The following is a 25618-nucleotide window of genomic DNA, read 5'->3' as shown; positions in this document are numbered from 1 at the left end:
ACATCCATTTAGGCAATTATGCTAGGCGGGCCCCACCATCAATAAGAACAGCCGTACCAGTAGTAAAACCATTTTTAGCAAGGTATACATAGGTTTCAGCTATGTCTTCCGGCTTTGCAATACGTCCAACAGGGAGCTGTTGTGCAATGCCGTTGAACAGTGCTTGCCTTTGATCATCTGGCATTCCAGCATAAATTGGAGTGTCTACAATTCCAGGTGAAACCACGTTTACCCTAATAGGGGCTAAGTCTACGGAAAGTCCTCGAACCAATCCTTCAATGGCTGAATTGATTGCCGCTAACGTAGTAGCGCCTTGAGGAGGACGAACGCCATATACACCAGAGGTTAAGGTGATTGAGCTCTCCTTGTTTAAATAGGGAAGTGCTGAACGGACGGTAATATATTGCCCCCAAAACTTACTATCAAATGCCTCTTTAGCACTTGCAACAGACAATTCACTAAAGCGCCCCATTGCTCCTTCTCCTGCGGTTACTACAAGGTGGTCAAATTTTCCTACCATACTGAAAAATTCTGCCACTTTTTCTTCGCTTCGAAAATCGATTTCAATTCCTTCCACATTGCCACCAAGAACTTGTTTTGCCTCATTTAATTTGGAAACAGAACGGCTGGCAATGATCACTTGAGCTGATTGATCGAGAAACGCTTTGGCAGTTGCTAAACCAATACCAGAAGTACCCCCTAAAACAACTACTCGTTTACCATTTAATGACATAGTAAAAACCCTTCCTTCTTAAAACCTTTTTGTATTGAAATTCATTTTGAAATTTTAAAATTATAAAGCATCGTTGGTATTATTCTCATTTAACACAATTCATACAAGTAATCTACCGTGTTTAGTATATGTTTCTGCTAGATATATGAAGGTATAAAAACATTTAGTATCGCTCTGTCACGTGTTTAATGATGGTGATGCCCTTTGGAAGAATTCGTGATATCAAATCCTGCTTGCGGCACATAGAAATACCTGATCCAAACCCCATCTAAAAACGGTTCCCTTTTATCAAGTAAAACATCAATGCCTTTGTCTGTTTTCACAATTCCATCATGGTCCGTGGGCGTATCAAGTTTTACTTCATAATGGGCATGGTCCCCATGGTCCAATGTAACGTAGACACGAACCATTTTCCCTTCAGCCTCTTCACTTTCCAACATTTGGTTCAGCACTTTAACAGCATTTCGGTTAATTTTGCAGTTGATATCACTGTCTCCTATTCTAACAACTTTTATCTTTTTAACTAAGGAATCCTGTAAACAACCTCATAACCTGATTTCACGGTTTCATCCATATTCAATTCCCTAGAAAAATCAAAAAAGATTCCTTACTGATGTCCTCCTTTTTACCTTTCGCTTTTTGTAATTTCTGCCAGAAGCTCGTATGAATGCAGGCGAGCTTTGTGGTCGTAAACTTGGGCAATGGCCATGATTTCATCTGCCTGGCTCTCCTCCAAAAATGTATGCAGCTTGTCCTTTACCGTCTGCTGGCTGCCAACAATCGATGAGCCTAATTGCTGCTCGAGAGCCTTTAATTGGTAGCTGCTGGCCACTTCGGATATGTCATCTACCGGTGGTTGAAGCGGTGTAAGGTTGCCACTCATCAGATTCAAAAATTGCTGCTGTATTGTTGTAAAAAGGCGATTTGCCTCTTTATCCGTTTCTGCTGTAATAATATTCAATGCCACCATCGCATACGGCTTATCGAGAACATTCGAAGGCTTAAACGCCTTACGATAGATCTGTAGAGCACCCAGAGTGTTAAGTGGCGAGAAATGGGCGGCAAACGCGAATGGCAAACCCAGTTCTCCGGCCAGCTGCGCACTGAAGCCGCTTGAACCCAGCAGCCAGACTGGAATATTCAAACCTTCACCTGGAATCGCTTTTATAGGGTTCCCTTGTGCCAGGGATGGATCAAAGTAACCGCGGAGTTCCGCTAATTGCTCAGGAAAGTCATCTCCGGTACTTCCCAAGTCGCGTCTCAATGCACGTGCGGTCCCCTGATCTGTACCGGGTGCTCGCCCAAGACCAAGGTCAATTCGCCCAGGATATAATGATTCAAGAGTGCCAAACTGCTCAGCGATGACGAGCGGTGCGTGATTCGGCAGCATGATTCCTCCTGAACCAATCCTGATTATTGATGTACCGGCTGCCACATGGGACATCACCACAGAAGTGGCGGAACTGGCAATAAACGGCATATTATGATGTTCTGCGAGCCAAAAACGGTTGTAACCAAGTTTTTCAGCAAGCTGTGCGAGTTCCAATGTATGGCGGAAAGAGTCAGCAGGAGTACTTCCGGCTGTTATCGGTGAAAGATCAAGCACCGAGAATGGAATTTCGTTTAGTTTATTTGCATGTTTAGACATAAGTACATCTTCTTCCCTTATCTAATTTTTTTAAAGACTAATCTAATACTGGAATTTCATGAGTTGGAAAGTAAGGCAACACAAACTCTCCAAGCTCCTGGATGACTTCCTCGGGAGGGCGCTTTGAAAAATACAATACAAATGCCAGGTGATTGACACCAATGATTGAAATTGATATAGAATTTCTAATAACTGTTTGCGCCCTACACGAAATCCTAACGGAATCGGAACAGGAAACGAATCGGGATTTTCCGATAAATCGATAAATAAAGTCTGAGTGAAAGGTTTAAACACTCCTGGGGCGTGAATTTCCGACAACTCGCGATACTCGTTAATCAATTGAGTTTGTTGTGGGATAATCCTCGGGTACTGGATCCAGCCGTCCCCATTCTGGGCGATCCATTCAATCGATTGATTGCTGAATCCTGTCACCATGGTCGGAATCGAAGAAAAAGGTTTGGGGATCATTCTCATATCCGTTTCATCGATGATGCCTAAATCGCTGTTGATTGTCGGATTGTCCTCCTTTAACAGCCGTTCAAGGAATGCATAATTCTTTTTAAACAGCCCTCCACTTTCCAGCTTGGATATTCCCAAAGCTGTGAAATCTTTATCCCGGTCTCCTGAAGCCACTCCCATGATCAGGCGTTCGGGAAACAACCGGTCAATAGATGATGCTTCCTTTGCCACTCGGACAGGATGGCGCAGCGGGAGGACCACACTCGCCGTCCCAAGTGCAATATCCTTGGTATGGGCCGCAAGATAGATCAAATAAATCCATACATCATACATTTGACCATTATCATCAATATTCAAATTCTGAATCGTAACGTCCCGAAGCCACAATGCCGCGAAACCATGGTCTTCAATTTTGCGGGCAAGCGACAGCTGATTTTCCAAAATCGGATATTTGGACATCCTTGCCGTCGGAATCGCGAAACCAAGCGTCATTTTATCCTGTTGGTACAACCTGTTAAATGCTCGATGCTGTAATAAACTCACTTCAATTCTCCTTAAATTTTTGTACCAATGTATTTTTCGAACTTTTTAATCGTCTCCTCATTACGGCGATAATACGTCCATTGTCCGATTCGCTTCATTTCAACCAGTCCGCTTTGCAGCAGAATCGATAAATACTGTGAAGTAGTGGATTGCGAAATCCCGGCCTTGCTTTGGATATCCCCTACGCAAACCCCGCCTTCAAATCCTTCATCAGCAATAATATGGGCTTGCGGTGAAAAATGACTGTGGGGATCTTTTAACATTTGAAGAATGCTCACCCTCGTCTGGTTCGATAATGCCTTAAAAATTTCAACGGCTTGTTCATCATTTAAGCGTTCCAATTCCTGCTTCAATGTCATTTGCCTCTTTCTATATCATTTATCACTATCCCAATGGAAGGCTGGATAGATGATCTGAAAGCATCACGCCAAATCGGTAATTCGCGATATTAATATATTAGCCATCTGGTCTGTCCAAATCAAAAGATTTGTTTCGAAGGAGATACGGCGAAAAGCTCCCATCTTAAAAAAGACAACTAAAAAACCTGCATATAGCAGGTTTTTCCGACGGTTCCGCCACTCCATCTTTGAACTTATTCCATTATTTTTAGCTTATACACTTCTCTAGTTGAAACAAGGTCTGCAATATTGTTCCTGTATTCCTGATAATGAGCAGACTGAATATGGTGTTCCAGCGCTTCCTCATCATTCCACACTTCATATAAAACAAAAGTTTGGTCTTCAGATTGGTGCAAGTCATACTTTATACAATCCGCCTCTTCCCTTGATGCCGCTTGTACCTTTTTTTAGTTCTGATAATAGTCCAAAATATAAAAAAAATATATTTACCCCGTTTTTACTGCGCCCGAAAACCCTCTAGCTTACTTTTTTGGCAAAGTATAAAAGTGATGATTAGATAGAATACTGTATTAGTCAGTGGTCTATTAACATTTCGGAGGAAAAATGCCAATGAATACAAAAGAGTTAAGAAATATCCATGCCCTTGTAACAGGCGCTTCAAGCGGCCTAGGATTTTCTATGGCGGAGGCTTTGCTTCACGCTGGGGCCACGGTGGCGTTAGCTTCTAGAGGTGGAACTAAATTGGATCAAGCAGTAGAGAAGTTAAAGCGCGAGGGTTATCCTGCTGTTGGAATTCCTTTGGATGTTCGATCAGAACAATCCGTCAATCAGGCGGTCGAATGGGTGAGAAGAGAATGGGGGAAGCTGGATGTTCTCGTCAATAATGCGGGAATTGGGATGAGGACAGTAAACCCGCGTTTTTTAGTCGAGCCTCAACCATTTTTCAAAGTAACACCAGAGGGGTTTCGAGATTTAATTGAAACCAATCTGACAGGATATTTTTTAATATCTCGAGGGTTTGCACCTTTAATGATGGAACAAGGTCATGGGCGAATTATTAATATTTCTATGAATCATGAGACTATGAAAAGAAAGGGTTTTGTACCTTATGGACCATCGAGGGCAGCCACTGAATCACTCTCATATATAATGGCAGAAGATTTAAAGGAATATGGCATTAAGGTGAATATGCTTTTACCGGGTGGTGCCACTACTACCGGGATGATTCCGGACGAAGTTCGAAAAGAGATTGAATCAAAATCGCAGCTATTAGATCCAAGTGTTATGGCCGAGCCGATTGTTTTTTTAGCCTCAGCTGCTGCAGAGGAAATAACAGGTGAAAGAATAGTTGCCACCGATTTTCAAGACTGGCTTCTCAAAAGAAAATAGTTTTTAATCACAGGGACAGATTCTTTCCTCTTTGAAGAATTGAGCTGTCCAGCTCTGGCGTGGTTATAAGCCAATCCGTCAAGAAGACTAAACAGCAAACCTTCTCGCCAGCTTGTCAAGACTCACGCCTCTCATCAGTTTGGATTTAAAAATATCAATACAGTATTTGAACTTACCGACATTATAAAAAAATTCCCAGGAACAGTTTAACTCTCATCAATAAACTGTTCCTAGTAAACCATCTTGAGTTTTTTTCGCAGAAGTAAATATTTACACTATATAATGAATACAATTCAATTGACTATTTTTATTATGAAAAGGTCGGAGCAGGAAATTCATTAATTTTGATACGAAGTAAACTATAAGGTTTCTGTCGTAAGTCTTTTCCATGATGAAATCTAGGCTGTCGATGTAATTGGTTCACAATGACATACAAATATTGATCCGGACCAATTGAAAAAGTATCCGGCCACAAAATTCTCGGATCATGTGCGATGGTTTCCATTATGCCATTTGGCAATATCTTACGGATACTGTTGTTTTCATAATCTCCAGCATAAACAGTTCCCTTTGCATCGGTGATCATTCCATCAGACGCACCTTTTTCTCCCCAATACTCCACATGATAAGGTAAATCCATGTCCGGTATAGTTCTGTCTCTCAGGGCTTCTGTTGAGATCGAGAACAAATGACGACTGGTTAGTGGAGCAAAAAATAATATCTTTCCATCGGGAGAAATCGCAAGACTATCAGAAGCCAATCTAAATGGAGAGGTTGAACCGTCTTTGTTTCGATTCATTAAAATTTCACCTTCTACTTTCGGTAAAAAATAGGGATCGGGTGAAGTTGAATTTGCTCCATTTAATCGTCTAAACGCGTTTCCATTTTCTAAATCTACGACTATAATAGCTCCTGGTCCTTTGGAAGAAGAATCCGTTATATAGGCATATCCTGCGTTTCCAACTCGAAAATCAAATCGAACATCATTCAGGTAAGTTGTTGGCAGGACAACATCTTCTGTAAAGGTATATACTCTTCTAATTGTATTGGTTTGTAAATCAACAGCGACTAATTTTGCCCCACCTTTAATAGGTTCAGAAAAATTGGGTGCCGCTGTATCTAATACCCAAAGCGTTCCCCTTCCATCAGCAACTACACTTTGGACACTGAGGAAAGTCATTTTGATATTCTCAGGGTTAACCAAATTGGTTTGTAAATTAGGATAAGGCTGCAATTTATCCTCAACAATTTCCGCCACCGTAAATTTAACATCGTCTCCCCATTTCGGAAAGCAAATGAAAATACGACCGGTTTCTGAAACAGTAACACCTGTAGGCATAGCCCCATAAAATGCATAAACTAGTTCTAAATTACCGAAGTATTTTTCAATAGGCAGCATAGGTTTCATGATATCCTCCTCAACCATTTAAACGGGATATCATCTATATATGATTTATATTATTTGTAGTGCATGTTCCTTAATAAGTTTTTCTATACGAAAAGATGAAGGAATTGATTGTTTTCGAAATTTAATAAGTCTGTCAGAAGAAAGGAATCATTTTAATTTAAAGGTCTCCAGATGAAGTAAAATTTAATTAGCAGGCGAAGTTCAATATTCCCAAATCAACATTAAGCTGTTATAAATAGGAATTAGGAAAATTCGCCTTTTAAACTATGTGGAGAAATGTACTTAAGCTAAACTGTCCCGATAGCCACCCATGCAGCAGGGCTGTACCACAAAGAATGAAAATGGAGAGGAAGTGTCAATACTGATACTGACCTTAATCCAGTCAATCCAATCTATAGGCTTGCTAGTTTAACACTCTCCTCTTTTTTTAACAATTGAGCAGTGTCATCTTAAGTATTGTCACTTTTCTATTCTTGAAGAAACTTATTTTAATGCAAGCTTATTGCTGTTAAGGTCACAAGTATTCTATTTTCTTTTTTTTGATTAGGATATAACTTCCGCCATTCAAGTAAGAGGATCAAAAAAACTAATCTTGATATTCCTATAAGATCAAATATCTTTATTATTTGCTCCATTTTCATTTCACTCCAAAGTAGTGGTCGACAACCCAGGCTCGAGTACATGTACCTTAACTTTCGTTTCTACATAAGTATCTGGAAGAGCAACTTCCCAGTGATCTTTTACTTTTTCCCATTCTTTTGGGTATTTACGATGAAAAGCAGTAGCAAATCCAAAGGGATCCACCTTCATTCCATCCTTTACCTGCTTAAGGACTTTCTCTATGGAATTAGAAACGTCTTTTTCTATATAATTTTCTACTCTTTTTGTATTTTTCTTACTCATAATATTTATTTTGCTTCCATTTTGAACAATCATCCCTTCCTTTAATATATATATAGTGACACTCCATTTTCCTTTTTCAATTTTTGGAATCAGATTTGTCTTTGTACTTTTCAGATATAGTGAAATGGTTTGCCCTTTTTTGGGATACCCTGTTATTATAGGTAATTCATTTTGATTTCTTACCCATAATAATCCTTTTGATTCAACTTCATTAATTCTCCCAATCATTTTATCTCTCATAAAAATAGCTGTGCCACCAATGATGGGAGAGACATTCATTTTCCTATCATCATTATTTTGATGCTTGATTTTAATAAGCGGTAATAGTGCACCTCCTCCTTCACTTGTAACCATGAGTTCAAAATCTTTCAATGTAATATTTGCACCAACATACATTTCCGACATCTTTCGAAGCACATCTCCTACATAATTTTCTAATGAAGGTGATAGCTGTAAAATGTCAGATGCCTTTCCATCACTGACATATAAACGAGAATCCTCGCGAGGCTCTGGGTGACGGTCTATGAAGTCAATTTGTCTTCCGAGGTTCCCTCTTTCAGAGAGGGATCGGCCAAAGATATATGTTTTGCAATGTCCCCAAAAAAGTCTGCGTGAATATTCCCGTTGAAGATTGGATGCAGCATCAGCCATGTTTGTTCCAACAGCTGATTTGATCTCTACCTGGGCCTTACCAGAACTACTTTGTTGCCCGCCACTTTGTGATTGAGGAAGGAAGACTTGAACAGTTAATTTAATTTTATTATTTTTTTCTTTATCGATGGCTGCACCTACTATGATGGCTAATTGATTTAGTTCCTTATTATCCCAGCAACCAGTTAGCAAAACACACTGTGAAAGAACAAGAAAGAAGGCAAGAATAGCTTTCATTATTCGAAACAAAGTATCATTCATTCTTTCAATTCCATTCCTTTAAATTTCAGTAAGTTTCATCTATTTTTTTGGTTTTGGTTGCTGATTGGCGGCCTGTCTGTACTTATTAATTCTTCCAGTTAAATGTGGTCGTGTATTTAACATCCACCAAGGAGCACGTATAAAAGCATCCTTCATTTCTCGTCCTATTGTTGGGGCTATTGGTGAAAGGTATGGAACACCGAAGGAGCGTAATTTACATAAATGGATGACTATAGCAATAAAACCAAGCACTAATCCATATAACCCCATCGTTCCAGCAAGCATCATGATGGGAAAGCGAATCAATCTTAAAGCAATTCCTTCTGAATAGCGAGGAACCATAAAAGAAGCAATCCCTGTAACCGCCACAACAATTACCATGAGAGGAGAAACAAGTCCTGCTTGAACAGCAGCTTGCCCGATAACTAATGCCCCTACAATACTTACTGCAGCTCCGACTTGTTTAGGCAGACGGAGCCCTGCTTCACGGAGCGCTTCGAAAACAATCTCCATTATTATTGCCTCTATCAAGGCAGAAAATGGGACACTTTCCCGTAACGATGCCATACTTAATATCAAGGTTGTAGGTACCATCTCCTGATGGAAGCTGGAAACTGCGATATAGAGCGAAGGTAAGAATACAGAAATTAACATAAAGAAAAGACGCATTATTCTTATAACAGAACTAATCAAATAACGCTGGTAATAGTCATCAGGTGCTTGAAAAAAAGAAAAAAAGCTTACAGGAGCAATTAGAACGAAAGGAGTACCATCTACTAAAATGACGACACGTCCTTCCAGTAGGTTAGCTGAGGCGACATCTGGTCGTTCCGTATCAAGTAACTGCGGAAACGGTGAAAAAACATTATCCTCTATCAATTCCTCAATATATCCGCTTTCCAAAACACTGTCGATTTCGACTTTCTGTAGTCTGTTTTGAACTTCATCTATTAATGACTGATTAGCAATTCCCTCTATATAAGCAATGATTATACTTGTATCAGAATAACTCCCGATATTCATTTTATTCATTTTAAGGTTAGGACTTCTGATTTTTCGCCGAAGCATGGAAATATTGACTCCCAAAGTTTCCACAAATCCTTCTCTTGGTCCCCGGATTACACTTTCGGAATCAGGTTCTTTAATGGACCTCTTATCCCATTTGGCTAGCCCTAAAGCCGCTCCTTGTTCCTCATGTTCCATTAAAAGGATAGGGTTTCCATTAGAAATGTTCTTTATACAATCATCATATGTCTTAACAACTCGTATATTTGATAATTGTATCTTTTCACATGTCTCTTGAAGGTTAATCGATTTATCAATTGTTTTAGACATTAAAGGAGCAAGGACGCTAGAATCTATTTGTTCTGTATCAGATAAGCCATCAATATATACAAGGAGGGCTTTTGTTTTTCCGGCAATTAAAAAAGGATGATAGATTACATCGATGCAACCCTTATAAATGGATTTTAGAATTTGAAGATTTTTATCCAACTCTGATGACAGGGGAAGATTTCGGTTACTCATTCCTTCAATAGGATGTTGTTTTTGAGGACGTTTTTTTAAAATCCGAAACAAGTTGAACAAGTCCTTTCTGTTAGCGAATTTCCCATTTACTAAAACATCATTTTTTATTAGACTAATTGATTTTCGATCAAAAAGATCAAAACGAAAAAGGAAGGGTCTGAGATAAAATGTTTGAAAAACAACCTTTTCTAATAATTTGATATACGTGGATGCTCTTTCTTCATAGTATTTCTTGTCCGTATCTTAGCAATAATCAATAATATTGTTGGTAGAACAGTTAACATAAATGGAACATAAAACGGGAAGATGAACTTTGAAAATTCAAACTGTTCCTGTAAATTAGCAAATTCCCAAAGAGCAAATAGAGATATTAATAAGCCGAATGGTAAAACGATTGGCTTGAAGTCTGAAAGGTTCAACCATTGCGCGGTACCCAAAACTAATGCATAAAAGAAGACTGTAATTTTGATATACGCACCTAAAATCCAAATAGTGATAATTCCCGCTTCTAAATGTTCAAAAAAATCAGAAAGACTGATAATCCGTACCGCCTTGAAAACAGGAAAAGTGTAACTAGCAGTCATCTCTCCAAATAGGAAAGTAGTCAGTAAATTTAAACTAACAAGACTAAGCATAACTGCAAATACTGAGATAAAACTCCATTTCAATCCTTTTTCAGGATCTTTTAAAAATGGGAGAAACATAGATATAAGGAATACCTCACTAAACCAAGCCTGCGGGGCAGCGGAACCTTGAAGCAAAGGCAACAAACCATGTTCCAAGATCGGTAGAACATTCTTTGGATCCATGTCTTTAAGAAGCATGATTGTAAATATCGGTATAGGGAGAATGAAAATAGGAATGAATAGTTGGGAAGCTCTCCCAAGCACCTCTACTCCTCCAGTTATAGCGAGAGACGCCATAATAACAGTGCTTCCTATAATTACAATCATTGGAGTTTTTGGTAAAAGGGAAATTCCAATGAAAAAATAATACTCCTTTAGAATGAACCCACACATATACAAGAAAAAGAACACGTAGAATAATCCAAGTATTTTACTTAGAAAGGGCCCAATAATATGTTTACTATATTGAATAAGTGATTCATTTGGATACATCTTATGTAATTTAAAAAGGACAGAAGCAGTAAAAAATCCATTTAAGGAACCTAAAATGGGTGCTGCCCAACTATCGCGTCCCACATATTGACCTGTAATTTCTGGAACCATTAGAACAGCTGTGGCGTAAATCGTTGGATATATCATCAGTGCCATTTGATAGGCTGTAATCTTCCCTTTATCGTGCATAATTCTTACCTCTTTATTTATTTTTATATAGTATCTCTTTAAAAAAATAATAAATGCAGGCTGTAAAAAACTAATTAGATGAAAATAACAAGGCGTAGCAATTGCTGTAAAAAAATGACCTGACAATGGCAAAAATCAAGATCTCACGCAGTGTACCATTAAACAATTTGACAGGAGGCACGCGGAGGTAACAACTGAACCATTTTTAGGAACAAATATCCGCATATATGGTAGAAAAAGGGAAAGGAGTCGTGCCTCCTTTCCCTTTTTGTTTTTTTCTCATTTTTTAATGATTTTAATATTCTTTTTCTCCATCTTTTTGATACCAATTCACCACCTTTATCATTCTTTTTAAGTTTAAAGCCAACGCCGAAAAGAGGCATTCTTCAAGAATTTTTTGAATGCCCCTCTTATAATTTTTAAATAGGTTGTGTTTCGTCTTCATGGTTCCGAAGGACCTCACACCAGAACCATTTTGTATTCAGTTGTTTTTGCTCTTGTATGAGCTAAGAAGTGAGGTCCAGATGGCTTTCCTGAGGATTTAATAACCCATAGTCTGTCGATAATGCGGGAATAAATGTGATTCAACGCTTCTCACGCAGCAGGCAAGTTTCATACGTTCCTCCTGGTCGAGATGCAACAGTGAGCTGGAATGGGCCTGATTTAATTTTTAAAAATAATTACAACCAGCCTATCCTCATTCAGGCGAAAACACTCTAGGACAAATTGATTGTTAATGTTTATTCTTCTGATGTCATTACTTATAGACCTAAAAATGTTCCATCTCTTCCAAAGGATCGAAATTACATGCCCAAGTGAGGTTACTCACTTGGGTTTTTATAGAAAATTTAATATTTGAAGGTTAAGAAGGATATCTCACCACTACATGTAACACGGCCTCTTCGTCACCGATATTCTTATAAAGATGTTTGCTCGCAGCTTCAAACTTAATGGAATCAAACTGTTTGAGTTGGTATACCCTCTCCTCTACTTTAAAGCTGATATTTCCCCTCATTACCGTCACAAATTCCATTGCTCCTTTATGATGCGGCTCCGGAGAGTACATGGCTTGCGGTTCAAGAAATGCTCGATATATTTCCATTGTTGGTCCATCTGTATTCCGAAAAACTGTCTCTACTCTCCATGTTTGGTCTGGCCCATAAATCATAAAGCCCTCTCCACATCTCGAAAGATCGACATGATCGTCCATTACTAAAATTCTTGTTAAAGGGATCGATAACCCTTCTGTAATTTTCCATACAACTCCTAATGTGGGATTCGTTTCTCCCCTTTCAATCTTTCCTAACGTGAGCTTGCTAACACCTGTTTTTTCGGCAAGCTCCTCGAGGCTCAATTTTTGTTCGCTTCTAATTTTCCGAAGCAGCCCGCCCATTTGTTGAATTAATTTTCTTGTTTGTTCATCTTCTAATCCCTTCATTCGGTCCTCCATATTTTTTATATATTTTAATATACATTTTATCAGTTTTAATATATTATACTATACTGTAACTTATTTTAGGAGTGAGTACTTTGTGGAAGAAGAATATTGTTGAATTTCCCCGATTTTTATCGATTGGAAATATTTCAAATGGTTTTGTTGCCTGGCTATTCGGCGCAACTGGACCATTACTGATTGTTTTACAAGCAGCTTCGAAAGGCCACCTATCTGATTCAGCGATTACATCCTGGATTTTTGCTATTTATGGAATTGGGGGATTGCTATCGATTGGTCTCTCTATGTATTACCGCCAGCCGATTGGATATGCTTTTTCGATTCCTGGTGCAATTCTTGTCGGAGCATCCTTATCTCATTACACATTTAGCCAGGTAATTGGTGCCTATCTCGTGACAGGCATCGTCATTTTTCTTTTAGGAATATCTGGAATGATTGATAAATTAATGAAGGTCCTTCCTATGCCAGTCATGATGGGAATGGTTTCCGGCGTCCTTCTTCCTTTTGGTACAGATATGTTTCGTTCTGTTCTCGAAAATCCCTTGTTAAATGGAATTCCTTTTCTAGTATTTCTTGTTCTTTCTTTTTTCGGAAAGCTGTCAAAAAAATTCCCTCCCATTGTTGGGGCTATTCTCACATCTATTGTTTTATTAAAAATATTACCAGGAATTCAAGTTCATGGTGTATCATTTTCTTTGGCGGTACCGCACGTGGTCTTTCCTTCCTTTAATCTATCTGTGATGGGAGAACTGGTTATTCCGTTAGTGCTTACGGTCATCGCAATACAAAATGCTCAAGGAATTGCTGTTCTGGAGAGTGCGAATTATCTCCCGCCCATTAATTCTATGACGAGTTGGAGCGGGATTGGATCGATTCTCAATGGATTTATGGGCGGCCATTCTGCTTGTATTGCCGGTCCAATGACTGCCTTATTAGCAAGTAAAGAATCTGGATTGAAAGATAATCGTTATGCCGCTGCAATCGTATTAGGAATTTTGTCTTGTTTATTAGCTGTTTTTGCACCAATGGCGGCAGCCGTTCCCCATTTGATTCCCTCCTCATTAATTAAAATGCTGGGCGGGCTGGCCATGATTAATGTCCTGATTGACTCTTTGAAGACGAGCTTTTCAGGGCGTTTTAAAACAGGTGCTTTATTTTCATTTTTGATTACGATTTCTGGAATTTCTCTCTTCCATATCGGGGCACCTTTTTGGGGATTGGTTGGAGGAACCTTATCTTCCTTCTTCTTAGATCGAACAGATTTAAAACCTTCTGCTTCACAGAATCAAACAACTCAATCGGTTTAATAGTCACAAAAAATGGCTTGGAGTTTCTGAACTGCCCCCTGTCAAGTAGACAGTGGAAATAAATAAAAAGATATTAGACGGCTTTAGCCCTGTATTCTAAGGGGCTAAGGCCGTTTAGTCTTTTTTGTAATCGTTCATGATTATAAAAATGTATGTACTCCTCAATTAAAATTATTTCCATTTACATAATAAACAGTAATCTCATTATCAGCGCATCCTGGTCATCTGCTAGATTGCATGTCTTATTGAAAACAGAACAATGATTATTTTTAAATGATAAATCCCCTTAAAATTCAGAGTACTATTTTTTCTATACAACGAGTAGACTTTCACGAATCTCTAGGCGAGACGTATCCCTTGCAATCATGATTTCTTCATTCGTCGGAATGACCAGCACTTTAACCGGTGAATGTTGATAACTAACAAACGTTTCTCTTCCGCTCACTTGATTGAGACCAGGATCCCAATACACCCCCATAAATTCCAGGCCTTCCAAAACACGAGCACGGATCAGGTTACTGTTTTCTCCAATTCCAGCTGTAAAGATAATCGCATCAAGGCCCTTCATCTTTACCGCGTACGTCCCGATATATTCCTGAATTCTTTGTGCAAATACTTGTAACGCAAGCTCTGCCCTTTTGTGGCCTTTCTCCGCTGCCTCCTGAATATCCCGAAGATCACTTGAACAACCAGATATCCCGAGCAGGCCACTTTCCTTATTTAAAATCTCCACCACTTCCTCAGCGCTCTGACCCGTTTTCTGCATGATATAGGTGATCAGCGCTGGATCAATATTTCCTGACCGCGTTCCCATCGTCACCCCTGCAAGCGGCGTAAATCCCATCGACGTGTCAATTGATTTACCTCCATCAATGGCCGTAATGCTTGCTCCATTTCCGAGATGGCAGGAGACTAAACGAAGCTCCTTAAGAGGACGTTTCAACAATTCCGCACAACGTCCTGAAACATATTGATGGCTTGTCCCATGGAACCCGTATTTACGCATTCCGTATCGCTGATAATAATGGTACGGCAAGCTGTAAAGAAAGGATTGTTCCGGCATCGTTTGGTGAAAAGCAGTGTCAAATACTGCTACAGAAGGGACTTCAGGCAATAATTCACGAAAAGCATTAATTACGATCAGGTTGGCTGGATTGTGAAGTGGAGCGAGCTCCGATACTTCCTCAATTTCTCTCAATACATCATCATGGATCAGGACAGATTCACTGAATTTTTCTCCCCCATGAACAACACGGTGACCGATTCCATCGATTTCTTCAAGTGATGAAATAATTCCTAAACTGGTCAGCTTATTCAACAGGAGTTTAACTGCTTCCATTAGAAACTTTCTGTTTCTTAATGACTTGTACGCTCATAATCATCTTCCTCACTGTTATTCGAAATTAGAGAGTTTGTTCAAAAGAAATGAATCTATCACCAGCAAGCTACCTAACCACCTTCTCCGAACACTTATCTCCTCCCTTCTGATCAATTGTCTTTTACCAGACTGTTTATTTAAATTTATTGTATAGTAGATTATTGTACTTATCAGAATTTTTGGACATAACTTACTATTCATGGATGAAAGAGAATAATAGGAGGATAAAGCAGCAGTTTTTAAGTTCATATAAACGAGGAAAGAATCCCTCTCGAATAAGAGGGATTCTTCCCAAAGCAAGTGATACCTGTTTTAATGGCTTTGCTATTTCTATGATTTGATATGGTAACCGTCCACTTCAAGAACTTTAAACTCGTAATGACCATGACAAATAGTATCGCCTTCAACCAAATCAATTTTTTAGGATAAAATCCATCCGCCAATGGATATCAATATCCTCATCATCTAAATCTAATCCGAATAAATCATTTATTTTACTTAGAGCAATAGAAACCCTTCATGATATGGGTCTTCATTATCGATAATAAATTGATGCATACCCGTAATCCAAGCTGAGCCCGTAATCTGTGGAATAATGGCCGGGTAATCCCCCACTTGGCTTTCACCTGCAACCCTGCCAGTAAACTGAGAATCAATGATGCTCTCATGAACAAACTTGTCACCAATATTTATTTTTCCATTTTTGTAATGCACCGCTATTTTTGCACAAGTACCCGTACCACAAGGAGAGCGATCGATTTGACCATTGCCAAAAATAACAGCATTTCTGTAATCTACATCATTTTTTGTTGACTTCAAGCTAAACTCGATTAAATCGATTGAATTGATCTCTGGTTTAAAAGGATGTTGAAATTTAAACTGCTCATTTGCAGCACTTTTGATTTTATTTCCTAAATCGATTAATTGTTGTTGTTCTTCACTTACAAGTTTTAGACTGAATTGTTCAGCATTCACAATTCCAAATATGCTACCTCCAAATGCAACATCAACCAGAACATTCCCAATACCTTCGACATGGACGTTAACTTTTTCTTCTAAGACGAAGGCTGGCACATTTGTAAAAGTCACTTGGTTTACCTTGTTGTTCTTAAACTCGACCTCACATCGGACTATTCCCGCGGGTGTATCAACTTTTATATTCCTTTTAGCCTCAATCCTTCCAATATTTAAAGCGGTCGTAATCATACCAATAGTTCCATGTCCGCACATATTTAGATATCCATTGGAATCCATAAAAATAACCCCGATATCACATTCTTCCGAACATGGTTCAGTAATGATCGCACCAAACATATCTTTGTGCCCACGCGGCTCATTCATTAATAATTTTCGGAGACAATCTAATTTACTTTCCAAATACTGCTTTTTTTCCATCATGGTAGTTCCTAAAATCCTGGGAGCGCCTCCTGTAATGATTCTTGTAGGTTCGCCCATTGTATGTGAGTCAATGGTTTGAATATATTGTGAAAAGTTAATCATCCAGATTCTCCTTATCTCTGAAAATTAAAATTCTTTATTTCATACATTTTGTTTTTTACTTCCACACTTCTTTGTAGACTCGAAGAAAATTGCCTCCTAATATACGGAGAATCTCCTCTTCAGAATAACCTCTTTTTAATAGAGCCTTCGTTAAATTAGGTAGCCTAGTTGGTTCTTCTATCCCTTCGGGGTACCTCCATGGAGGCGGAGGGTATGAATGTTCCTTCCATTTTCCAGTACTAATGAGCTGAGTGTATAATCGGTTGGCTTCCTCCTTACTGGCTATACCATCCATACCTTCCCAATAATCCAAACCGATTCCAATATGCCTAACCCCGACGAGGTCTTTGATATAGTCAATATGATGAACCAGGTCTTCCACTGTAGTATGTTTCTTCTTGGCTACAAAAGTGGGAAAAGCAACTACACCAATTACCCCGTCCTTTTCTGCCACCGCTTTAATTTGATTGTCCTTAAGATTCCGAGGGGAAGGGCATAATTCATATACGTTGGAATGACTGAAAATAACAGGTCTTTCTGACGTTTGAATCGCCTCCATCGTTGTTTGATGGCCTGAATGGGTTAAATCCACCAAAATCCCGAGACGATTCATCTCCTTAATTGCGTGAATGCCAAACTCACTTAGCCCGCAATCAGTACGTTCATCGCATCCATCCCCTATAAAGTTCTTAACGTTGTAACAGAGTTGGATGATTCTGACTCCTAAACGGTGATAAACCGACAAAAGATTCAAATCTGATTCAATGGGAAGCGAATTCTGAAAATGAAAAATGATGCCCAATTTCTTTTCTTGTTTTGCTTTATATAGATCTTCAGGTAAGGTCACAAGCAGCAAATCATGTGATTGTTTCTCAATTTTCTTCAGCCATTTGGCGATGAGACCGATTGTTTCATGACTGCTATTATTAACAGCGACTGTGGGTGCCATTGCAGTAGCCCCTCCGTCCATCCACAATCTAAAATAATTCTCTAATGACCCCAATGGGCAGGCTGAATCAATTACGAAAGCTTTCTGGTAAAGAAGCAGGTAATTTTTATCATCCAATTCCAATTTATTTAAACCTCCTCCATTATTACTAATAGATCCCGGCCTTCAATTAATATAGATAATTCATGATGAAAGTGCCTTACGTGAAAAAAACCTAAAACAAAAGGGAAAAGCTGAGCCTTTCCCCTTCGACATGGAGTAATGGAATTAATAAAAATATATGTTTATATTATTCTAGTTTTTAGCACTGCTTATGATAGATTTATATTGAAGGGATGTCTCCCAGACACGCGCAAAGTTCCCCCAAGTGATCCCTTCTAAGTCTGACGTGGAGAATCCACGCTTTTTCATCCGTTCAATCAGGTTGGGCACATCGGCGGCTCCATCCAGCTCTGGATTACTTGGCAGCTTGCCGCCTATGCTTTCAAGCGCTTCTTCATCCATATAGTTTGTAAAATCAAACCCGAAGCCAAGGTGCCGTGTCCCAACGAGGTCAGCGATGTATACGGCATGATCGATAAACCGATCGATTCCCGGATGCTCAGGGTCCACAAACGCTGAGAATGCATTTAGCCCAATAACACCATCGCGTTCAGCGATCGTCTTTATCTGTTGGTCCGAGAGGTTTCGCGGAATCTCGCATACTGATTTTGCATTGGAATGTGATGCAAACACGCCTGGACCAGGATAAGCCGCTATCGCTTCCCAGAAAGTTTTTTCATTTAAATGGGATAAATCCAGCATGACTCCAGCGGCAGCCATCTGGTTTAACAACCTGCGCCCTTTGGCAGTAAGACCGCGAACTTCGCCGTTACCTGGGCCGCTGAGCCCCGTTAACCATGAACCTTTTCCTGATTTGGCAAGCGCTCGCGCCTCTGAGTAGTCGTATCCTGGAAAACCGCTGGCAAAAGCATTTGCCTCATTCCATGTCAAAAGCCCTGAAGTGAGTCCCAGATCACACAAATCAGAAAATAAGGATGGATCCTCGTCAAGGGCTGCCATACCTTCAATAGTCAACAAAAGTGCAAGTTTTCCCGAGGCGATTACCGCTTCTGCCTCTGCTGGTGTTTTTACCAGGGCAATCTCGCCTGGAGATTCTTTCAATTCGGAGACAAGCGCAGCCATTACTTCGCGTGTACGTAATGATGCCCGATGAGTTTGATCCAACTCTATCCAAATGGTTAGTCCAAGTGCAGATATTCCGGCTGCCCTTAGTACAGGCAGATGACGCTCAGATATCACACGCCGCTCTCCCCGAGATCTGCGCCAGATCACATCTACAAGGATATCGCTGTGAAGATCGATTAATGGCATGGATTTTAGGCCTCCAATCGTTTATGTCTAAGTTTTGCTGTTGCTTCAGCATCAACCGTCCAAGAGGATGTTTGAATCAGGACACCATAATCGCGTTCAGCACTTTCTTGCGATACATAACCATTTCGTACATCTTCCAATACCTTGTCCGGGCTTCGGTGTAATGGATTGCCCCATCCTCCTCCCCCTCCGGCACTGCTGACCAACACATCGCCAGCTTCCAATGGCTGGTTGATGGCCCCTGTTTGTTCTTCCCTTTCAGTTTCAGGCCATACAATAATATGGTTAGGTTCCGCTTCATGGCCTCCATTAAGCGCCCAGGGACGTGTCTTCGTTTTCTTTAAGATCGTTACCGCATTTCCTGGAGCAGTGAAACGGTAAATACGGGTTGCTCCCAGACCTCCACGGTGTTCTCCGGCACCACATGAATCCTGACGCAGATAGTATCCTTCGATTAACAGTGGAGCTTTATTTTCCAATACTTCAATCGGATTATTTCGGCAGCCCGGTTCGGAAAGGTGCATAATCCCATTTTCGCCGTCGCCTCCAGCATGAGCGCCAAAGCCGACTGCCTCATTCGTGGCTTCCAGCCAGACTTTTCCTGTAACAGGGTGTGTACCCACTCCCATGACAGAGACAACCTCTCCTCCTGAACATGCTGGCACAAGATCAGGCATGGCAGGTGCTAAGGCCTTCATAATGATTTCCGGTATATGAATGGAAGGCCAAATGGTAAAGGTAGCCGCCGGGTACTGCGCATTAACGAGTGTACCTTCCGGGGCAATTACCCTCAATGGACGGAAGTTTCCATCGTTTGCTGGGGCATCCGGTGTAGTAAGACCCTTGAATGCAAGTGCTGAAACCCCTTCTGTAATTCCAAGAGGCAGATTAACAGGACCTTTTACAGCAGGATCTGTACCAGTGAAATCAACAATAAATTCATCATCTGTAACGGTGACCGTAACCTTGATTTTGATCATTTTATCTTTTTCTACTCCGTCATCATCCACCCAATCCTCGGCAGTCCAAGTTCCTTTTGGCAGTGCAGCAAGACGGGTCCGAGCAATTCTTTCACCATGGTTCAGGATTTCCGAGATGGCTGCCTTATACGATTCCAGACCAAACTTTTCCACCAACTCCTGAATCCGCCTCTCTCCTGTACGGCAGCAGGAAATTTGAGCATTCATGTTGCCCACAACACGATCAGGAATCCGTGTATTGAACCGAATTAAATTTTCCACTTCCATGTCACGGACACCACGTTTGTAAATCTTCAGTGCCGGCAGAACCAGCCCTTCGTTATGAATGCTGGTAGTGTCCAAGCAATAACCTGGATCCTGCTGGTTTAAGTCAAGCCAGTGCGCTTTACATGCTGCATATCCCACCAGCTCATCACCAAAGAATATTGGTGAACTTACCAGCACATCAAGCGTGTGGTTTGAACTCCAATATGGCCAGTTAAAGAGAATCACGTCTCCAGGATGAATGTTTTCCTCTCCTAAAAACTCCACCATTTTTTGAAGGGCGAAATCATTCCCGCGGGTAAAGATAGCGAGCCCCGGAGATTCTGCAAGGAGTCGGCATTTACGGTCATAAATGCCAAGACCGAAGTCCTGAATCTCATAAATGATCGTGTCATAGGCCGTCCGCTTTAAATTCCGCATCATTTCTCTCGCTGCTGACAGCAGATAGTTATGAATAACTTGAACTTGTATTTGTTCCTCGTGTCGATTTAATTGCTTCTTCTCCTCGGTTTTGACTCGCAAATTTCTCGTCATGCTATACCTCCTCTATCATTATGAATAGCGATGGTCAGTTCCCCATACTCCCCAACAGTTAAAATATCACCTTGATGTAGGACAGTAGTGTGGCTAGGCTCTTCAATGATGGCTGGACCAACCACCTCATCACCGGCAAGCAGCTTGAATCTGTCATACACAACATACTCCACCTGATTACTCTCTTTTGATTGGAATACGGAACGACTTCCTTTACGGGCAGCAAACACATCACCGTTACCCGCTTCAAGCTTCGCAATCCTAGGTTTTGCCAGAATGCCGACAGCACGTACTCGAAGTGTGACAATCTCTACAGAGTCCGTTGTTTTGTGCCCATATTGCACCTCATGAGCGTTCCCAAAATCTTCAGCGATCTTTGCGATATCAGACTGGGTCAGATTTCCCCCAGGAATTTCAATCTTAACGGTGTGTTCCTGACCTTCATAGCGAAGTTCGGCCCAGCGGACAAACTTGCAGTCTTTCGGAGTAAAGCCGTCTTGACGAAGGGACTTACGGCCTTCATCCTCCAGATTTCCATATAATTTGGTGATTTCACTGATATCGGCGTTAGCAAGACCGGTTACAAAGGTTTGGGCAAAATCGTAAACGACATCTACCATCATCATCCCCCATGCAGAGAAGTTACCTGCGCCAGGTGGAATGATGACGGTTGGAATCCCGATTTCCCGTGCAACGTTGCAAGAAACCAGGCCACCCCCTCCTCCGAAACCAAGGAGTGCAAAATCTTTAGGATGATATCCTCTTTCGACAGAAATTTCCCGGATCGCACCGGTAATCTTTGCTTCACTGATTCGTACAATTCCTGCTGCGGTTTGTTCGACTGAAAGGTTAAGCTTTTCAGACAGCTGCTTGATCGCATTGCGGGATAACCTTGGATCAATGGTCATGGCTCCGCCAAGAAAATTCTCTTCATCCAAGTAACCGAGAATGAGTGCGGCATCCGTAAAAGTCGCGTTTTGTCCGCCTTTACCGTAACATGCCGGCCCCGGATCCGCTCCTGCACTTTTTGGACCAACTTGTAACGCTCCTCCGTCATCAATCCATGCGATACTGCCACCACCTGAACCAATCGTCCTAATATCAATCATAGGAGTCGAAATTGGCAGGTTTTCTACCGTTGCCTCATTCTCAATGGAAATTTGTCCATCTACCACCATGGTCGTGTCAAGACTCGTTCCCCCCATGTCAAGGGTAATCAAATTAGGATATCCTGTTAATTCCGCAAGATAAGCAGCCCCAATGGCTCCGCCTGCAGGACCGGACATGACTGAATGGACTGGTTCTTCCTTGGCCGCTTTTGCTGTCATCGCTCCGCCTCCTGAACGGGTAAGCAAGAACTGTCCTTTATAGCCCTCTCCTTGCAATTCGTTTCCAAGACGGTCTAAATAGGTGCGCATAATCGGCTTGATATAAGCATCAATCACGGCAGTACTAGTACGTTCATACTCACGATACTCACGAGTCAACCTATGTGATAATGTAACGGAAACCTCCGGGTACTCCTGACGCAGTACTTCCTCCATTTCAAGTTCATGCTGCGGATTAATGTAGCTATGCAGGAAGCAGACTACTACTGAAGGAATTCCCTCTTCACGAAGTTCTTTAGCTAATTGAATTGCGCCTTCTCGGTCAAATGGAGTTAGGACATTCCCCTGATAGTCCAGGCGCTCACCCACCTCAAACCTCCTGTGACGCGGCACTAATGACTCAGGTTTTCGATATTTGAAATTGTACATCACGTCCCGGTCAGTACGTCCCAGTTCATAAACGTCCCTGAATCCTTTTGACGTAATGATTGCCACATTCGCACCCGTACGGGTTAAAAGAGCATTCAAACCAAGAGTCGTTCCGTGGACAAAGTAATCAATTTCTCCAAAACTTACATCTGCCTTACGAAATCCTTCAAGCACACCACTTGCCGGGTTACGCGGTACTGTTTCTACTTTTTCAAGGCGTAAGTCGCCTGAAGCTGGATCAAGGGTTACAACATCGGTAAACGTTCCGCCAACATCAACTGAAATTCGCATATTCTAATCCCTCCTGTTTCTTCTACTAAAATCATGTTTAAACATTGTTAATAGCAATGAAACTTGAGGGAATGAATAGATTTTGTATATGCTATTATGTTTAAATCCATTAACCCTCTTCCCTTCCATTGTTTTCGATAAAAATCTGTTTCGTTTTCATTGAATTCAAAGTACAGATTCTTTACATAGAAGTTCATCTAGGCTGGATTTGTAAGAACAATCTAAAAAACTTGTAACCATAACGCTTTCTACCTAATAACAATTTTTTTCTTCCTCACCTCCCTAATGGAATACTTTAGTAGCTCACACATTTTAATAGCTAAACTTTTAAACTCGATTTTTTTCCAAAGGGACAAAATCCAAATCATAACCAAAGGCACGCGGGCCGCAAACTTCGATCGCTTTTTCCGTCTTCATTCTCTCATGTGCAGGAATAACAACAATCGATCCCCGATATCCATACTTCACAATATCGGTTCGGATTGGTTCTGCAGTTTCAGAGTCTAGTATAGTAATAAGATCTGGTGGTAAGCACACCAATTCATCATCAATCGTCAGCTTCAGCCATTCATTTTGAAAGTCAATAACAGCAGTACACCCTTTATAGCTTCCAATGCCTTCCATCACAATTTGCCCCATGGAAAAACCTTTCGTACTTTCCGCGCCAAAGTCTCTATTAATATCGACAATTTTCCCTTTAAAAGCACTCCAGCCGCCAGTTACCTTCTCTACTACTTCAATCGAATCATGATGCAGATTTCTTGCTTCCCTTACTTTTCTTCCCAATTCCAGTGTCAAGCTGACTGTATTCGGAATACATGTTTGCCTCATCTGTTCTCCCGTCATCGGATATCCTGCAATCCAGCTGATGCCACCATAGGACATAGCTGTTTGCCGAACGATGTTCTCCGCCATGTAAGCGTCTTCAGAATCAATGATAGTTGCATATCCTTTTTCATTAATAGAGGCTACGGGACTGGCCGAAACTCCACCAATATGAAAGGAAGTCATTTGCAGTTCCGGAAAAGCTCTCCCCATTCCGTCTCCGTCAATAACAGGCAGACCCATCTCTCCTGCAACCGCCATCGGCACAGTCGTATTCACTCCTCCAGCTTCTGGCGGGATGACTCCAACAAAATCACGTTGCAAATATTCACTTAGCTTTTGAAACGCAATATCCAATTCGTTTCCATTTGGAGTCTTTTCAGTTAAAACCACTGGTGCTCCTAAGCACCCGCACATCGCAATCATGGCATCATCAGGAAGATCATCCGGGTTTATTAACACAATCTCTTTCCCTTTGTTTAGGACGTTATAGGCCCATAACAGACCAATTTCCGGATCGCCGCCCCCTCCGGTTGCGAGAATGGAAGCTCCTAAAGTAATATCGTCGATATCCTGCCTTGTTAACGTCGTGTATTCACTGACTCCCCATTTTTCTAAAAGATCGTATACGCTCACCCTTGTTCCTCCTAACACTACTGAAAAAATTTTAATAGAAAAGACTCCGCTCCGTTTTGGTTAATACCTCACAACCATTTTCAGTAATAAGGACCATATCCTCAATCCTGACTGCCCCGACTCCCGGAAGATAAACCCCTGGTTCAATCGTAAGTACCATATTTTTTTCCAGAAGGTCGTTTCTTCCCTTATCAATAATGGGCCCTTCATGAATATCCAGTCCTAAACCATGTCCTGTTAAATGCGGGAAGTATTCCCCATACCCCAAATCTTGTAACTTATTTCTTGCTATGTAATCTACCTCTCCGGCACGGATGCCAGGGCGAAGAGAACGGATCGTGTCCTGCTGAATTTTTAATACTTCATGAAATAAGCGTTCTTGTTCCAGTGTGGGATCCCCTACTGAAAACGTTCGCGTAATATCCGAACAATAGCCTTGATAGATCCCGCCCATATCCAGCAACATTAATTCTTTAGGCTTTAATAATTTATCTGATGCAAATCGTTGCGGAAGCCAGCTGTTTTCTCCTGAGGCTAAAAAGGGTTCAAATGAAGGGTTTTCCGCACCTTCCCTTAACATCGCATATAGCGCAATAGCTGTTATTTCATGTTCCTTCATCCCTGGCTTTGCTGCTTTAAGGGCTTCTTGCATCGCTTTATCAGCAATTTTCGCGGACTTGCGAATTATTTTAATTTCTTCGTCCGTTTTAATCATACGCAAGTGTTCAAGGTCAGGTGCAATGTTGGTGAACTGGGCATTAGGTAACTTATTCTGTAAGTATTGGTACGTTTTATAGTTAAGTTCCTCAAGCTCAATCCCTATTTTCACATGATTAAATTGGTTAAAATAATCATTTAATACCGTTAAATAATCTGGAGTATCCTCTGGGAAAGAACTGATGTTGTTTATCCAGCAATCCCTCTCGGCACGAATTAAATCCAGCCTTGCAACAATGTATTTTATATCTTTCTGTGAAACTGCTAAAATACTAGATGCTGCCGTGTTCATTCGTAATCCGGTAAAATATCTGGTATTAGCCCTGTTAAACAGAAGACATAGGTCAAGATGCTTTTCCTCCATGATCTTTCTCAAGCTTTCAATTCTCTCTGTAAAATCTTTTATTTTCACTTCTCTCACCTGTTCCAGCTCATCTATTTTAAAAAGCTGGTGAGCAATCATAG

The 25618-nt window shown here is 40.8% G+C and carries 19 protein-coding genes and 4 pseudogenes; 3 read left to right on the top strand and 20 right to left on the bottom strand.

Annotation, left to right across the window (positions count from 1 at the left end; genetic code table 11):
• Positions 1-16: 16 nt before the first annotated feature.
• From M028_RS0124435 to M028_RS32380, 6 genes and pseudogenes are all read right to left on the bottom strand, one after another.
• Positions 17-733 carry an SDR family oxidoreductase gene (locus M028_RS0124435; RefSeq protein ID WP_026576185.1) on the bottom strand — a complete coding sequence of 239 codons (717 nt, stop codon included), beginning with the start codon at positions 731-733 and terminating at the stop codon, positions 17-19.
• A 185-nt stretch (positions 734-918) separates the two neighbouring features.
• Positions 919-1218 (bottom strand): heme biosynthesis protein HemY, encoded by a 300-nt coding sequence (locus M028_RS0124430; RefSeq protein ID WP_026576184.1) that lies wholly within the window; start codon positions 1216-1218, stop codon positions 919-921.
• 140 nt (positions 1219-1358) lie between these two features.
• Positions 1359-2381 (bottom strand): LLM class flavin-dependent oxidoreductase, encoded by a 1023-nt coding sequence (locus M028_RS0124425; RefSeq protein ID WP_026576183.1) that lies wholly within the window; start codon positions 2379-2381, stop codon positions 1359-1361.
• 37 nt (positions 2382-2418) lie between these two features.
• Positions 2419-3383, bottom strand: a pseudogene (locus tag M028_RS30990) (TIGR03571 family LLM class oxidoreductase).
• A gap of 11 nt (positions 3384-3394) precedes the next feature.
• A complete protein-coding gene (locus M028_RS0124415) occupies positions 3395-3742 on the bottom strand; it encodes an ArsR/SmtB family transcription factor (protein ID WP_051591233.1) in 348 nt (115 codons plus the stop codon).
• A gap of 233 nt (positions 3743-3975) precedes the next feature.
• Positions 3976-4170, bottom strand: a pseudogene (locus M028_RS32380) (putative quinol monooxygenase); the annotation flags it as partial.
• 181 nt (positions 4171-4351) lie between these two features.
• Here M028_RS32380 and M028_RS0124405 point away from each other — a divergent pair.
• Positions 4352-5131, top strand: a complete 780-nt coding sequence (locus M028_RS0124405) for an SDR family NAD(P)-dependent oxidoreductase (RefSeq protein WP_231510887.1) — start codon at positions 4352-4354, stop codon at positions 5129-5131.
• Positions 5132-5441: 310 nt separating this feature from the next.
• On the opposite strand, the gene M028_RS0124400 is transcribed toward M028_RS0124405, so the two are convergent.
• From M028_RS0124400 to M028_RS0124380, 4 genes are all read right to left on the bottom strand, one after another.
• Complete coding sequence (locus tag M028_RS0124400; RefSeq protein WP_035424642.1) at positions 5442-6539, bottom strand: L-dopachrome tautomerase-related protein; 1098 nt, start codon at positions 6537-6539, stop codon at positions 5442-5444.
• A 642-nt stretch (positions 6540-7181) separates the two neighbouring features.
• Entirely contained in the window at positions 7182-8354 is a 1173-nt protein-coding gene (locus M028_RS0124390; RefSeq protein WP_026576179.1) for a Ger(x)C family spore germination protein, read from the bottom strand.
• A 39-nt stretch (positions 8355-8393) separates the two neighbouring features.
• The gene (locus M028_RS0124385; protein ID WP_051591251.1) at positions 8394-9881 is read right to left on the bottom strand and encodes a spore germination protein; all 1488 of its coding nucleotides are present in this window, start codon (positions 9879-9881) and stop codon (positions 8394-8396) included.
• 188 nt (positions 9882-10069) lie between these two features.
• Positions 10070-11188, bottom strand: coding sequence for a GerAB/ArcD/ProY family transporter (locus M028_RS0124380; protein ID WP_026576177.1), 1119 nt, complete (start codon positions 11186-11188; stop codon positions 10070-10072).
• 573 nt (positions 11189-11761) lie between these two features.
• On the opposite strand from M028_RS0124380, the gene M028_RS33710 reads away from it, so the two are divergent.
• Positions 11762-11908, top strand: a complete 147-nt coding sequence (locus M028_RS33710) for a VanW family protein (protein ID WP_269320960.1) — start codon at positions 11762-11764, stop codon at positions 11906-11908.
• A 142-nt stretch (positions 11909-12050) separates the two neighbouring features.
• Here the strand turns inward: M028_RS33710 and M028_RS0124370 are convergent, their stop codons facing one another.
• Complete coding sequence (locus M028_RS0124370; RefSeq protein WP_026576175.1) at positions 12051-12626, bottom strand: helix-turn-helix domain-containing protein; 576 nt, start codon at positions 12624-12626, stop codon at positions 12051-12053.
• A 92-nt stretch (positions 12627-12718) separates the two neighbouring features.
• On the opposite strand from M028_RS0124370, the gene M028_RS0124365 reads away from it, so the two are divergent.
• Entirely contained in the window at positions 12719-13948 is a 1230-nt protein-coding gene (locus M028_RS0124365; protein WP_051591232.1) for a benzoate/H(+) symporter BenE family transporter, read from the top strand.
• A 73-nt stretch (positions 13949-14021) separates the two neighbouring features.
• Here the strand turns inward: M028_RS0124365 and M028_RS32365 are convergent.
• From M028_RS32365 to M028_RS0124325, 9 genes and pseudogenes are all read right to left on the bottom strand, one after another.
• Positions 14022-14114, bottom strand: a pseudogene (locus M028_RS32365) (IS3 family transposase); the annotation flags it as partial.
• A gap of 144 nt (positions 14115-14258) precedes the next feature.
• Positions 14259-15281: pseudogene (locus M028_RS30985) on the bottom strand (acetate kinase); the annotation flags it as partial.
• A gap of 543 nt (positions 15282-15824) precedes the next feature.
• Positions 15825-16826 (bottom strand): proline racemase family protein, encoded by a 1002-nt coding sequence (locus M028_RS0124355; RefSeq protein ID WP_035424636.1) that lies wholly within the window; start codon positions 16824-16826, stop codon positions 15825-15827.
• 55 nt (positions 16827-16881) lie between these two features.
• Entirely contained in the window at positions 16882-17898 is a 1017-nt protein-coding gene (locus M028_RS0124350; RefSeq protein ID WP_026576172.1) for a dipeptidase, read from the bottom strand.
• 171 nt (positions 17899-18069) lie between these two features.
• The gene (locus tag M028_RS0124345) at positions 18070-19149 is read right to left on the bottom strand and encodes a dipeptidase (protein WP_026576171.1); all 1080 of its coding nucleotides are present in this window, start codon (positions 19147-19149) and stop codon (positions 18070-18072) included.
• A gap of 5 nt (positions 19150-19154) precedes the next feature.
• Positions 19155-20927 carry a hydantoinase B/oxoprolinase family protein gene (locus tag M028_RS0124340; RefSeq protein ID WP_026576170.1) on the bottom strand — a complete coding sequence of 591 codons (1773 nt, stop codon included), beginning with the start codon at positions 20925-20927 and terminating at the stop codon, positions 19155-19157.
• Positions 20924-22975 carry a hydantoinase/oxoprolinase family protein gene (locus M028_RS0124335; protein WP_026576169.1) on the bottom strand — a complete coding sequence of 684 codons (2052 nt, stop codon included), beginning with the start codon at positions 22973-22975 and terminating at the stop codon, positions 20924-20926. The genes M028_RS0124340 and M028_RS0124335 overlap by 4 nt, the downstream gene beginning before the upstream one ends.
• Positions 22976-23302: 327 nt before the next feature.
• The gene (locus M028_RS0124330) at positions 23303-24436 is read right to left on the bottom strand and encodes a DUF917 domain-containing protein (protein ID WP_026576168.1); all 1134 of its coding nucleotides are present in this window, start codon (positions 24434-24436) and stop codon (positions 23303-23305) included.
• Positions 24437-24467: 31 nt separating this feature from the next.
• Positions 24468-25565 carry a M24 family metallopeptidase gene (locus M028_RS0124325; RefSeq protein WP_197031472.1) on the bottom strand — a complete coding sequence of 366 codons (1098 nt, stop codon included), beginning with the start codon at positions 25563-25565 and terminating at the stop codon, positions 24468-24470.
• Positions 25566-25618 lie beyond the last annotated feature (53 nt).

It is taken from the genome of Bacillus sp. UNC438CL73TsuS30, assembly GCF_000482325.1.
GTDB lineage: Bacteria > Bacillota > Bacilli > Bacillales > Cytobacillaceae > Neobacillus.
Note: the sequence above shows the minus strand (reverse complement) of the source record. Positions and strands in the feature narration are given on the sequence as shown.

Coding starts and splice junctions, on each gene's coding strand:
- M028_RS0124400 (WP_035424642.1), bottom strand. CDS start 6,539: ATGAAACCTATGCTGCCTATTGAAAAATACTTCGGTAATTTAGAACTA.
- M028_RS0124380 (WP_026576177.1), bottom strand. CDS start 11,188: ATGCACGATAAAGGGAAGATTACAGCCTATCAAATGGCACTGATGATA.
- M028_RS0124345 (WP_026576171.1), bottom strand. CDS start 19,149: ATGCCATTAATCGATCTTCACAGCGATATCCTTGTAGATGTGATCTGG.
- M028_RS0124405 (WP_231510887.1), top strand. CDS start 4,352: ATGAATACAAAAGAGTTAAGAAATATCCATGCCCTTGTAACAGGCGCT.
- M028_RS0124425 (WP_026576183.1), bottom strand. CDS start 2,381: ATGTCTAAACATGCAAATAAACTAAACGAAATTCCATTCTCGGTGCTT.
- M028_RS0124340 (WP_026576170.1), bottom strand. CDS start 20,927: ATGACGAGAAATTTGCGAGTCAAAACCGAGGAGAAGAAGCAATTAAAT.
- M028_RS0124390 (WP_026576179.1), bottom strand. CDS start 8,354: ATGAATGATACTTTGTTTCGAATAATGAAAGCTATTCTTGCCTTCTTT.
- M028_RS0124435 (WP_026576185.1), bottom strand. CDS start 733: ATGTCATTAAATGGTAAACGAGTAGTTGTTTTAGGGGGTACTTCTGGT.
- M028_RS0124415 (WP_051591233.1), bottom strand. CDS start 3,742: ATGACATTGAAGCAGGAATTGGAACGCTTAAATGATGAACAAGCCGTT.
- M028_RS0124355 (WP_035424636.1), bottom strand. CDS start 16,826: ATGATTAACTTTTCACAATATATTCAAACCATTGACTCACATACAATG.
- M028_RS0124335 (WP_026576169.1), bottom strand. CDS start 22,975: ATGCGAATTTCAGTTGATGTTGGCGGAACGTTTACCGATGTTGTAACC.
- M028_RS0124370 (WP_026576175.1), bottom strand. CDS start 12,626: ATGAAGGGATTAGAAGATGAACAAACAAGAAAATTAATTCAACAAATG.
- M028_RS0124385 (WP_051591251.1), bottom strand. CDS start 9,881: ATGAGTAACCGAAATCTTCCCCTGTCATCAGAGTTGGATAAAAATCTT.